This window comes from Dyella halodurans (genome assembly GCF_026283925.1).
Lineage (GTDB): Bacteria > Pseudomonadota > Gammaproteobacteria > Xanthomonadales > Rhodanobacteraceae > Dyella > Dyella halodurans.
Genome location: NZ_JAPDPF010000002.1, coordinates 300,465 through 311,790, shown reverse-complemented (window position 1 = coordinate 311,790; position 11,326 = coordinate 300,465). Strand labels below are relative to the sequence as shown.

The 11,326-nt window shown below is 62.4% G+C and carries 10 protein-coding genes; 5 read left to right on the top strand and 5 right to left on the bottom strand.

Features of this window, described 5'->3' with window-relative positions; translation table 11 throughout:
- Positions 1 to 309: 309 nt before the first annotated feature.
- Positions 310 to 1,224 (top strand): LysR family transcriptional regulator, encoded by a 915-nt coding sequence (locus tag OUZ49_RS05125; RefSeq protein WP_266148910.1) that lies wholly within the window; start codon positions 310 to 312, stop codon positions 1,222 to 1,224.
- Positions 1,225 to 1,327: 103 nt separating this feature from the next.
- On the opposite strand, the gene OUZ49_RS05120 is transcribed toward OUZ49_RS05125, so the two are convergent.
- From OUZ49_RS05120 to OUZ49_RS05105, 4 genes are all read right to left on the bottom strand, one after another.
- Positions 1,328 to 2,296: an SOS response-associated peptidase family protein gene (locus OUZ49_RS05120; protein WP_266148909.1), complete on the bottom strand. Its 969-nt coding sequence runs from the start codon at positions 2,294 to 2,296 to the stop codon at positions 1,328 to 1,330.
- A 137-nt stretch (positions 2,297 to 2,433) separates the two neighbouring features.
- Positions 2,434 to 2,823, bottom strand: coding sequence for a GlcG/HbpS family heme-binding protein (locus OUZ49_RS05115; protein ID WP_266148908.1), 390 nt, complete (start codon positions 2,821 to 2,823; stop codon positions 2,434 to 2,436).
- A 49-nt stretch (positions 2,824 to 2,872) separates the two neighbouring features.
- Positions 2,873 to 3,709 carry an enoyl-CoA hydratase/isomerase family protein gene (locus OUZ49_RS05110; protein ID WP_266148907.1) on the bottom strand — a complete coding sequence of 279 codons (837 nt, stop codon included), beginning with the start codon at positions 3,707 to 3,709 and terminating at the stop codon, positions 2,873 to 2,875.
- Between the two features lie 356 nt (positions 3,710 to 4,065).
- Complete coding sequence (locus OUZ49_RS05105; protein ID WP_266148906.1) at positions 4,066 to 4,740, bottom strand: type 1 glutamine amidotransferase domain-containing protein; 675 nt, start codon at positions 4,738 to 4,740, stop codon at positions 4,066 to 4,068.
- 746 nt (positions 4,741 to 5,486) lie between these two features.
- On the opposite strand from OUZ49_RS05105, the gene OUZ49_RS05100 reads away from it, so the two are divergent.
- Genes OUZ49_RS05100 through OUZ49_RS05090 form a run of 3 tightly spaced genes read left to right on the top strand, consistent with a single transcriptional unit; the run spans position 5,487 to position 8,869 of the window.
- On the top strand, positions 5,487 to 7,790 hold the full coding sequence (locus OUZ49_RS05100) for a PAS domain-containing protein (protein WP_266148905.1): 2,304 nt from the start codon (positions 5,487 to 5,489) through the stop codon (positions 7,788 to 7,790).
- Between the two features lie 5 nt (positions 7,791 to 7,795).
- Positions 7,796 to 8,155, top strand: a complete 360-nt coding sequence (locus OUZ49_RS05095; protein WP_266149384.1) for a response regulator — start codon at positions 7,796 to 7,798, stop codon at positions 8,153 to 8,155.
- A gap of 39 nt (positions 8,156 to 8,194) precedes the next feature.
- Positions 8,195 to 8,869 (top strand): response regulator transcription factor, encoded by a 675-nt coding sequence (locus OUZ49_RS05090; RefSeq protein ID WP_266148904.1) that lies wholly within the window; start codon positions 8,195 to 8,197, stop codon positions 8,867 to 8,869.
- A 174-nt stretch (positions 8,870 to 9,043) separates the two neighbouring features.
- Here the strand turns inward: OUZ49_RS05090 and OUZ49_RS05085 are convergent, their stop codons facing one another.
- Entirely contained in the window at positions 9,044 to 10,012 is a 969-nt protein-coding gene (locus OUZ49_RS05085) for a GlxA family transcriptional regulator (RefSeq protein WP_266148903.1), read from the bottom strand.
- A 157-nt stretch (positions 10,013 to 10,169) separates the two neighbouring features.
- Between OUZ49_RS05085 and OUZ49_RS05080 the strand changes: the two genes are divergently transcribed.
- Complete coding sequence (locus OUZ49_RS05080; RefSeq protein WP_266148902.1) at positions 10,170 to 10,808, top strand: HD domain-containing protein; 639 nt, start codon at positions 10,170 to 10,172, stop codon at positions 10,806 to 10,808.
- Positions 10,809 to 11,326: the final 518 nt, after the last annotated feature.

Sequence of the window (11,326 nt, the reverse complement as noted above, 5' to 3'; positions counted from 1 at the left end):
AACGCCTTGTTGTGCTTGTCGTGCGTTAGCGAATCGGCAGAAACTTATTCGATTGGCGCTGATGCGTTCGTGCACGTCCCGCCAATACATGGCGCTCCCGAACCCGACCAAGAGAACTCGGTTGGGGCAAACGGCCGCGAGACTGGGTCAGCACGCTCACCCAACGAAGCCTGCATTGCCCGGCTCGACAAAGACACCGGCCGGCCTCGGTTATTTCGTGGTTGGCACGATACGTGGCGGGCCCAGACCCTTCCAGGTCAGTTCACTAACGATTAAATTTGGTCGTAACCCTTCCATAGGTGAGAGGCCATGGACCGACTCGAAGCAATGAGAATCCTGCTGGCGGCGGTGGACACTGGCAGCCTTTCCGCCGCCAGTCGCCAACTGCATCTACCGTTGGCCACGGTGAGTCGCCGCGTATCGGACCTGGAGGAACACCTCCGCATCCGCCTGTTGCTGCGAGGGACGCGACGGCTCACCTTGACCGATGCGGGCCGCGAGTATGTCGCCTCGTGCCGGCGCATCCTGGAAGACCTCGTGGAAGCCGAGCGCACGGCATCCGGCGAGTATCGCGCGCCTCAGGGGGAGTTGGTCATCAGCGCGCCGCTGGTCATCGGCCGCCACCATGTCGTCCCCGTGCTGGTCGAGTTTCTGCAGGCGTATCCGGAAATCCGTGCCCGCATCCAGTTGAGTGATCGCGTCAGCAACCTGCTCGAGGAACATGTCGATGTCGCGGTGCGCCTGGGCGAGCTTCCGGACAGCGACATCATCGCCACGCGCATTGCACTGATCAGTCGCGTGCTGTGCGCCAGCCCCGCCTACCTGGCATCGCGCGGCTACCCCAAGGAGCCTAACGATCTGGTCGCACACGAGTGCATCACCTACGAGGGTTACTCCGCCGCAGACAGGTGGGAGTTTCGCTTCGAGCGAACGGCGCAAGTGGTCCAGGTAGCGTCGCGCCTCATCGTCAATGCAGCAGAGGCCGCGGTCGTTGCCGCTATCGCCGATGCCGGCATTGCCCGCGTCCTCTCGGACCAGGTTGCCGATGCCTTGCGTTCCGGGGTGCTGGTGCGGCTGCTGCAGGCTTTCGAACCGACACCCATGCCTGCCAGCCTGGTCTATCCACGGCAGCGCCACGTACCGCTAAAGCTGCGTGCTTTCCTGGACTTTGCAACGCCGCGGCTGCGGCAGCGTCTCGGGTATGAAAGCCCGGAAACGTCCTAGGTCGGCGCCGTAGATTCCAAACCAGGGTCGCCCTCAGGCGGTGGCGCGAAGCGCGCGGATTTCCCCAGCGCTTTCGCCAACATATCGCCTGATGCGCCGAAGATTACGCGGCCAGGCGGTGCTCGTAATACGGCCGGGCACGATCGTCGAGTATCGCGTATAGCGCCTCGAGATCGTTCGGGTCCGGCTTGAGCCAGGCGTCTACATGCTCCGATTTGATGGGCACGATGCACCGATCATGGCCGGCGGCCAAAATCTCGGGTGGCGGTTCGTCCGTGATCGCAGCAAACGAGAACAGGTCAGTGCCATGGTCGCCACCCGGCGACAGGTTCCATAAGCACGCCACCAGCATTTCCTGCGGCGGCTGCGGGTCGAACGCCAGCACGACGTTTTCTTCCCGCTCGCCCGGTCGCAGCTCCCTGCCCTCCATCTTGTGGCGGGACACATTCTCGTAGAAGCGGGTCACGATCATGATGCCGTGACGGTGACCAAACAGCTTTCCCCAGGCCTTATCAAGATTGTCCCGTCTGGCGTTATAGGTTCCCGGCTTCTGCCGCTCCATCGCTTCGGTCCAGCCAGGCAGCCGGCATTGGTAACGCATGGGCACCACGATGCGCTTGCCATCCTTTTCGATCAGCACCGGCGCATATTGACCCGGGTAGATGCGTGAGTCCTTGTCGAGCAGCTGTTTGCGCTGCATGTCGTCGAGGTTGCGCTGAGCGGCCTGGATCTTTCTGCTGGCCACCTCCCGATCCTTGGCGGCCGTCTTCGTAGGCTTCGGTCCGGCGAGGACTGCCTCGGCCTTCGCCAGACGTTGGTTTTGCGCCTGCAGTTCGACCTCATACTTTTCGATCTGCTCGCGATCGCCTTCGGCGACCAGCTTGGCGAGTTCGAAGTCATCCTCGCCGTGGGGCTTTCGAAACGCCTCCCGCATGGACTTGGGGATCTTCACCCACTGGCCATCCTTGCGCTTCTCCCAGAACAACTCCACGAAGCGCTTGAGGCTGATGACGGCACCCCATTCACGCACGAACTTGTCGTAGTCGGCGGCGATCTGGGCGGAGTAGCACATGGCCAGGTGCTCGGCTGGCGGGTCTGGCGCCCGCGGGAGAATCAGCTTACGCCTACATGGATTGGCGCATCACCTCGCAGCCGCGGGCCGGGCGCGACGGGGCGTGACAGCGCCCTGGGCGGACGCCGGAGCGCACCTCAGCGGACCGCCGCCTCGACGATGGCGATGTCTTGCTCGGTCGTGCCGCCACTGACGCCGACGCCGGCAAATACTCTGCCATCTTGCGACAGCGGCACGCCGCCGCCCATCGCGGTGTAGCGCCCCCCGGCCAGGGCGAGCAGCGGAAACAGCGGCTGGCCCGGTTGCGTGAGCGGCACCAGATCCGCGGTGCGTATCCCAATCAGCGCTGACGTATAGGCTTTGCGCTCGGAGATCTGCAGCGAGAACAGCGGCGCACCATTCATGCGATGCTGGAGTACGAGGTTGCCATGGGTGTCGATGACGCAGACTGAAACCGGGACCCCGGCCCGCGTCGCCTCGGCCTCCACGCGTTCGGCCAGCGCCTTGGCCGTTGTGAGCAGATCCATATGAGTTCGTCCTCTTCCGCAGCGGCGGGAGGCCGCGTCGCACGCTGACCTAGCGCTCGAGCTGGCCTATGTAATAGCCGAGCCGATCTTCGACATCCCCCGGCTTATGGAATCCAAGCGCGAACAAGGCCTTGAAGCTTCGCTGCGCGGCGGGCCGTGCTATCGATGCGAGGCACGCGTCCCAGCCGGCGCCGAGCTCGACGTCGGGCGGCAGCGTGGTGTTGACGAGGCGCTTGGTGTTGGCGATGGCCCATTTGTCGAACCTGGCGATGCGAGCCGCCAACGCCTCCACGAACGCGTCGAGCTCGGCATCGGGCAAGGCGCGATTGACATAGCCATAGGCCTCGGCCTGGTCGCCCCCGATGTCCTCCGAACTCAAAAGCACCTCCAGCGCTCGGTTGCGGCCGATGAGCTGGGGCAGCCGAGCCATGGGGCCGCCGCCGGCAACCAGGCCCACGCCCACTTCCCACTGGGAAATGATGGCTTTTTCTCGACTGGCAAAACTCATGTCACAGGCGAGGGTGAGCTCGCTGCCATTGCCTGTGGCCCGCCCGCGGATAAGCGCGATGGAGACGACGGGCACGCGTGTCAGCCGCACGAGGAAGTCCGGCCATTGCGGCAATCCGGTCGGGCCGGCCGGCAGCGAGGTCAGGTCCTCGATCCTGGCCTCGAAGTCGGAATGATTCAGGAAATAGCCATCCACTGCGCTGTCAAAGACCACGACCTTCACGTTTTCATCGGCCTCGAGGGCGTCGATGAGCGCATGGAACTGCACGACCATCGGCGGCCCCATGACGTTGAGCGGCGGGTTGTCGATCGTCACCCGCCAATAGGCCGGCGACCGCTTGGCAACTCGAATCTGAGCGGAGTTCGTCGTCGCGTTCAAAGCAGCCTCTTGTCGCCGACACCTGCGCTGGGTCCTCACGTTTAACGCCAGCCTCAGGGACGCGCCATTGCACGAAGGTATCGTCGAGACCATCGTATGAGCTGGACCGAGTCGTTCCACCCTCGCCGCCGGACTAGCGCCTTTCCTTCGCCTAGCGGAACTCGGCAGTCGCCGGGCAAGCCTGCGATTCATTCACGACCGCGTCGAGTGCCGCAAACCTGGGACGCCGTGCGGAATCTGCAACGTGACATTACAGAGTGCCCATGACGATCGCCACGGCCCACGTCGTCATCAGCGATCCGGGCCGCGCTCGCGCCTGAAGACCACCTGGCCCTGGTCTTCACTCTCGGCGGACATCATTTCATGATGCTGAGCAGCGCCTCGGCTGTCATTGTCGAAGAGGCAGGATTCTGACCCGTAATGAGGCGACCATCGACGACGGCGAACGGATGCCAGTCATCGGTCTTCTGAAAGTAGCCACCGAGCCGCTTCAATTCATCCTCGACCAGGAACGGCACAACCTTGGTCAGCTGGACCGCCTCTTCCTCGGTATTGGTGAATCCTGAAACGCGTTTTCCCTTCACGATCGACTCCCCTTTGTACTTCACATGTCGCAGCACGCCCGGGGCATGGCAAACCGCGGCGACCGGTTTTCCGCTGTCATAGAACGACTCGATCAATTTGACGGAAACGGGATCCTCCGCGAGGTCCCACATGGGGCCGTGTCCGCCGGAATAAAACACCGTGTCGAAATCCTTGGACGAGACGGAGTCGAGGCGTAGCGTGCTGGCCAGCACCGCCATGGCCTTCTTATCCGCCTTGAAGCGAGTCTGCGCTGGCGTCTGATTGTTGGGGTCGTCACTCTTGGGGTCGATGGGAGGCTGGCCGCCTTTCGGGGACACCACGGTTACCGTGACCCCCGCATCGGTGAAGACAAAATACGGGGAGGCAAATTCCTCTAGCCAAAAACCGGTCTTGCGACCGGTGTTGCCCAGGATATCGTGAGAAGTGAGTACCATGAGAATCTTCATGTGGTTTTCCTCCGGCGAAATGACGTTCGATTGAAAATCGCCCATCGGGAACAGGGAGCACGAACCTTGCCGGAGCGGCTCATCGCTATCCGATGACGTTCAACGCATAGGTATAGTCGGCCATGAATGGGCCGCTCCCCTCGCGCGGATCGGGCATCCCGCGAGCGTGCGCCAGACCGCGGCTTACCGTCTATGCAGCTTTGGTATCGGTCGCGATCCACTGCGACACCAAGGTCCAACTGGCGATCCCGATAGGCCGGTGCAACGGCATCGCCGACGCCAGTTGGCCTGGCTTCGCGCAACGCGGACTCACTGGCGCGGCGCAGCGACTTGTGCGACGAACGCCTCGGCACGCGCTTGGGCGACATAAAAAGGCAGCCATTTCACGTCGCGGTCATCCACCGTGCACGGATGTACCGACGAGCGTGCTGCAAACTATGCGTCCCAACGCGCTCAGGGAATCGAGGGCAATGGACGATGGTGTCGAGACGCCCAGGCGCGCAGAACCACCACAGGCGCACTGAGAGAAGCCATCGGACCCTGTCGCCGGCCCATGGATTGTCCGGGGAAAGGTGCGAACGCCATTCGTCGTGATGGCCAACGACGGATGCGTCCTGCACGCACCTGTTCGCTTGGCATTGCTGTCGGCACCGCATCACGCGGTGTCGCCGCCGGCCTTGCGCCAACACCAAAGTACGATGGACGGACCTCTTGATAGTGGCGCATAAACCCCGAGGAAGGTTGTGGTGGAAAACGAGTTGATCCGGATCTTCGACGCCCTCACCGGGTTCGCGTGGACGACTCTTCCCGAGGGGTGCGTGGGCTTGATCAACAAGCGCTGGTGTGAATACACCGGGCTAAGCATCGAAGAGGCCAAGCGCCAGGCGTGGAGGTCGGCGGTCCATCCGGACGACTTCCCCACCCTGCTTCAAGGTTGGCGCACGATGGTGGCTTCCGGCAAACCGGGGGAGCTCGAGGTGCGCATGCGCCATTGCGATGGAGACTATCGCCGGCTGCTTTTCAGAATGAGTCCGTTGATGGACCCATCCGGGCGCGTCGTCAAATGGCGGGGCATCAACTCCGATATCGAGGAGCGCAGGCGCGCCGAGGGAACCGCGCGACTGGGGGAACCCAATTTGTCGGTGATCATCGACAGTATTCCGTTTCCCGTTGCGGTCACGACGCCCTCGGGTGAAGTTCGCGATCTCAACCAGCCTACCCTCGATTATTTCGGCAAATCGCTCGATGAACTGAAAGGCCTTAAAGTCTGCAACCTGACCCATCCAGAGGACCGCCCCGGCATCCTCGCGGCGCAATCGAAAGCGCGCGAGACGGGTTTTGCCTACAGCGTCCAGAGTCGCCATCGCCGCTACGACGGGACATACCGCTGGTTCAACCTTGCCGGCATGCCTGTTCGAGACGCGCGAGGCTACATCTTCTGCTGGCTTCATTTGCTCATCGATATCGATGACCGAACTCGCCGCGGAGACGTACCGAGCACGGCCGAACGCGACCTCAGCTCGATCATCAACACGATTCCTGCGCTGGCGTGGTCGGCGCGTACCGATGGCTCCGGCGAGTTCTTCAACCAGCACTATCTTGACTACGTCGGCCTCTCGGCAAAACAGGCGAACGAATGGGGCCTGACGGTCGCGCTTCACCCCGATGACGTCCACGATCTGACCGCCTGGTGGCAACTGGTCATGGCCTCCCAGACGCCTGGGGAGACCGAAGCGCGGCTGCGTCGCTTTGATGGTGAGTACAGGTGGTTTCTGTTTCGCGTCAACCCACTGCGAAATGCGTCCGGCAACATCATCAAGTGGTACGGCATCAGTATCGATATCGACGATCGAAAGCGGGCGGAAGAGAATCTGCGGCTCAGTGAGGCGTTCCTCGCCGAGGGTCAGCGCACCAGCCTGACCGGCAGCTTCTCCTGGAGTCTGGACACCGATGTCATCGTATTTTCGGAAGAGCTTTATCGCATCTTCGAATTCGAGCCCGGGACCGCCGTTACGCTGGAGCGGATCGCCGATCGGATCCACCCGGATGACATCCTCCTCTTGTCCGACAAGAAGGCCGACGCGCGCAGCACCGGTGCCGACCATGATTACGAGATTCGCCTACTCATGCCGGGCGGCGCGGTGAAATACGTGCACGTCGTTTCCCACAGTACGCGGGGGCGCTGCGGGCAGCGCGAGTATATCGGCGCACTTCAGGACGTGACGCAACGCCGTGTCTCGGAAGAAACGCTCGGCGCGCTCCGCTCCGAGCTGGCCCGCATGGCCAAGGTCAACAGTCTCGGCGCCTTGACCGCCTCGATCGCTCACGAAGTGAATCAGCCGCTGTCAGGGGTCATCACCAATGCCAGCACATGCCTGCGGATGTTGGCCGCCGATCCTCCCAACGTCCAGGGCGCGCTCGAGACCGCAAGGCGGACCATCCGAGACGGTCATCGCGCCTCCGATGTCATTACGCGGGTGCGTTCCCTGTTCAGCAAAAAGGACTCGATTGCGGAACGAGTGAATCTAAACGAGGCTGCGAAGGAGGTGATCGCGCTCACCCAGAGCACACTGAAAAACAGCCGGGTGATGTTGAGGACAGAGTTTTCCGACGACCTGCCGCCGGTTACTGGCGACCGCGTCCAACTGCAACAGGTCATCTTGAACTTGCTACTGAATGCGACCGAGGCCGTGAGCGGCGTCGACGACCGCCCCAGGCAGGTGATGATCAGGACCGAGGAAGATGGAGGCGATTTTGTACGGTTGACGGTGCGGGACTCGGGCGTGGGCTTCAGGCCTGAGGTGGCGAACAAGATGTTTGAGACGTTCTTCACGACCAAGAGCAGTGGCATGGGCATTGGGCTATCGATAAGCCAGTCCATTGTCGAGCGGCATCATGGACGGTTGCAGGCGGCCACGAATGAGGGGCCCGGCGCAACCTTCTGGTTTTCTATTCCTCGCGCATGCAGCAATGGCGCGGAAAGCAACAGGGCGGTCGCAACGGCCATGCCTCACGGGATCGATGCAACGAGCACGACGGGGAATCCGTGATAGCCATGCATCCTTTGGTCACGGTGGTCGATGACGACGAGTCCGTCCGCGAATCGCTGCCCGACCTGCTTACCGAGCTGGGGTTTTCGGCGCGGGCCTTCTCGTCCGCGGAAGAGTTCCTCACCTCCGATTGCCTTGGGACGGCCAAGTGCCTGATTCTCGATATCGCCATGCCGGGCATGTCCGGGCTCGACCTCCAGCGTGAACTGGCGCTCAGCGGCCGGCATATCCCCATCGTCTTCATCACCGCCAGCAGGGACGAAACCATCCGCGCGCTCGCGCTCAAGCGCGGCGCGGTGGATTGTCTTTTCAAACCTTTCAGCGAAACGGTGCTGCTCGCGGCACTGCACGCTGCTTTTCAATGAAGCGAGCGATGGGGTGCGCTCTTGCTTCCGGAGACAGCCATGCGTTTGTTGAATGAAGCCGACCAGGGAATCAGACCAGCTCCCGTCCCGTCGGCCAAACCTATCGTCTTTGTCGTCGACGACGACATTTCCGTGCGTGAATCACTCGAGGCGCTGATTCGTTTCGAAGGCTGGCAGCCCGAGACATTTGCCTCCGCCCGGGATTTTTTGGCTCAACCTCGAATCTTTGCCCCGAGTTGCCTGGTGCTGGATGTGTCGCTGCCGGATCTCAGCGGCCTCGACCTGCAAAAGCTCATCGCCGCTGATCGGAACGATATGCCGATCATCTTCATCACGGGTTACGGTGACGTGCCCATGACGGTCCAGGCGATGAAGGCAGGCGCGGTGGAGTTCCTGACCAAACCCTTCGAGGACGACGTGTTGTTGCGCGCCATCCGGCACGCCATCGATCGTAGCCGCGCCGCACTGGAGCATGAGGCGGAGCTGGGCGTGCTCGAGGCGCATCATGCATCGCTCAGCAAGCGCGAACGCGAGGTCATGGCCCTGGTGGTGATGGGCCTGCTGAACAAGCAGATCGCGGGCGAGCTTGGCATCAGCGAGATCACGGTGAAGGCACACCGCGGCCAGGTGATGCGCAAGATGAAGGCCGCTTCGCTGGCCGACCTGGTCAATATGGCTGCGCGCTTCGACCAGGCGCATGCGGGCAGGCGTTGAACAAGGTTGCTCGGATCGTCGGGGCGACGACGAACGTCTATCGGCGCGCCATGGGCGGTCGAATCAGCCCGGTCCGCGGCGAGGGCTACCAGCCTGCTGACCGTCGCATGCCCCGTTCACGCGGTTTCGGCAGACCGCGCCGTATCGGCAGCCGTTCACACCAATTCCGTCCTGCTAGCCCATGTCGCCAGCGCGATGTTGGCGTCGATAGTCGGCGGGCGTCACGCCCAGCCTGCGCACAAAGGCACGTCGCAGCCCGTTGACGTCCGCATAGCCGCACAACCCTGCCACTCTCTTGGGAGGCTCGTTACCCATCTCCAGCAATCGGCGCGCCGCTTCCACACGAACGGTCTCGACGTACTCGGCAGGCGGGATGCCGACTTCCTGGTGGAACACGCGCGCAAAATGGCGGGGGCTCAGTCCTGCGCGGTGGGCGAGCGAAGCCACTGAATGGTCTTCCGCAGGGTTCGCACCGATCCAGCGCTGCAACGCCTGTATGGCTGAGTGGCCGGCCAGCTCAGCCTCTCCATGTCGACTGAATTGCAGCTGGCCGCCCGGTCGCTTGAAAAACATCACCAGCTGGCCAGCGACCTGCATGGCCAGGTCGCGGCCAAGATCCTCCTCCACCAACGCCAGCGCCAGATCCATGCCCGCAGTGACTCCGGCAGCCGTGCATACACGCCCATCCCGGACATACAGCGCGTCCGGCTCGACCATCACATCGGGGTGTCGCTGGCGCAAGGTCTCGACCACACCCCAATGCGTCGTGATCCGGCGGCCTCCAATGAGACCGCTGGCAGCCAGGACGAGCGCGCCATTGCAGATGGAACCAAAACGCCGGCTCTTGCGGGCAACGCCGCGTAGCCACTCGAGCACGGTCAGGTTGACCGACGCCTCGGGCAGGCTGGGTGCGCCGGCCACCAGCACGGTATCAAGCCGGCCCAGCGGATCGCGCAGCGTCGCATCCGGCATCAGCCGAACGCCCGAGGAACTTTCAATGGCGCGCCCGGAAGTCCCGACCACCAAGAGCTCGTAGACCTTTTGCCCGGCCTGCTGATTCGCCTCGGCGAACACGTCCAGCGGGCCTGAGACGTCCAGAAGCTGGACACCTGGGCAGGCGAGGATGGCGATGGTCTTGGGCATGTTGATAGGCGCTGACGCACGCGCATGTCTTGAAGCGTCACACAATGGCACGATTTGCTACATCACATCAATACATGCCACGCGAACCTGGAGTTCTAATCTGGACTCGACAGGGCTAAACCTTCGCTTCCGTCAACCCCAGCCCAGGAGTACACCCATGACCACCATCGCAGGAATCCAGATTCCCGACAGCCAGCTGGCGCGTGAAGTCACCGATCTCGTCAGGGACACCGAGACAGATCTGCTGTTTCATCATTCGCGCCGCGTCTTTTTATTTGGCGCCCTGACGGGCAAGAAACAGCAGCGAGTGTTTGATGCGGAGCTGCTCTATGTTGCGGCCATGTTCCACGACATGGGGCTCATGCCGGCCCATAGCCGCCCCGACAAGCGTTTCGAGGTGGATGGCGCCAACACGGCAGCGGATTTCCTGCGACGTCACGGCATTGCCGAAAACGCCATCGACCTGGTCTGGACCAGCATCGCGCTGCATACGACACCAGGCATTCCCGAGTTCATGAAGCCCGAAGTGGCGCTGCTGACGGCAGGCGTCGAAATGGACGTCATGGGCCTGGGCTTCCCCAAGGTTGATGAGGGCGATCGTGCGTTGATCGTCGAAGCGCACCCTCGCGGCACCCAGTTCAAGCAGGACATCATCGAGGCCTTCTACCAGGGCATCCGACACAAGCCCGAAACGACCTTCGGCAACGTCAAGGCCGACGTGATGGCGCTCAAGGATCCGCATTTCCATCGCGGCAACTTCTGCAACATCATCCTGGGCTCGGCCTGGCCAAGCTGAGCCTTGCAGTCATGCCTGACGGGACGGGCCGCTGGGCGGCTAGGTGGTGGCTTCGAATCGCGCCCGCTTGAAAGACTGCGCAAGCTCCCCCTGCGTGTCGCCGCACTGGCCATGGCCGCGCAGCCGGCGAACCCGTGGCGTCAGCGCTCGTCGAGACGGCCTGATCGTGACGCCAGGCAGGCCTGCCGACCCTGGCCACCGCCTTCAGGTCCGCGAGGCCATCGTTGCTCACCACGGAATGTTGGTGAGTTATTACTTGAAATTATGTGCGTATATTATTGTTTTATATAAATATAAATCACACAACTCACGAGCAATGAGAGCGGCCTCAGGCCTTCCCTGCGGCCATTCCGGCGCCCCGAACCGGCGTCTGCCAGGGCCGCCACTCCATAGCCTCAGACTATGGTTCGCATCAAAACAATCGATTTCCTTCGCAGGAAACGCGGGCCTAGACTCGCCGCGATAGCGCGTCCCCGCGAAATGCTCGCAGCGCTCGCGCACGTCTCTTCCTGCCACTG